Source organism: Mesonia sp. K4-1, from assembly GCF_008017825.1.
Classification (GTDB): Bacteria; Bacteroidota; Bacteroidia; order Flavobacteriales; family Flavobacteriaceae; genus Mesonia.
Window position 1 is genome coordinate 1 of the sequence record NZ_VRLS01000061.1, and the last position, 689, is coordinate 689.

Annotated in this window: 1 pseudogene; it reads right to left on the bottom strand. The window is 37.9% G+C overall.

Annotated elements, in window-relative coordinates:
* Window positions 1-689, bottom strand: a pseudogene (locus tag FT986_RS15970) (hypothetical protein); the annotation flags it as partial.

Sequence of the window (689 nt, forward strand, 5' to 3'; positions counted from 1 at the left end):
TAATAGGTAATAGTTAAATTCGTATTTACTCCTTCGATCTGAGTCGTACTTACCGTAAAGTCAAAATCCGTAAAGCCATCTTGTGCTCCTAAATCACAGGCTGAATAATCTGCAGGGGCATTATAAGTTGGTAACGGGTTTACCGTAATATCAAACTGTGCCTCGGTAGTACAACCTGTGGTCAAATTCTCCACCAATACAAATATGGTTTGCGTATTTGGCGTTGTATTATCATAAGCAGTTTCAGTAGCAATCGCATTTGCATTAGCTAAATCTGTAGCATTAGCATAATAAGTAACATCAAAGTTTGCCGGACTAGGCTCATTTGATAAGATCGTTGCTTCATTATCCGTTAGGTTAAAAGTTGCTATTCCATCTGTATCATCATCACACAATTCTAAAGTTGGTAATGCATTAGGTACATCTGGATTAGGGTTCACCTGTAAATCTACTGCGATAGTATTATAACATCCAGGAGGATTATTGTCCTCTACTCTTGCATAAATAGTTGTTGTAGCTGAATTATATAAAACTGGCAATACCGGAGTTCCTGCATCAGCTGCTGTTTGAGTGGCATGATAAGTGATCGTTACATTAGGATCATTATTTACTGCTGCATCTAAAGTAGATAGATCAAACTGTGCTTGACCTGTTCCACTATCACACAATTCATATACTGCTGGAGCTGT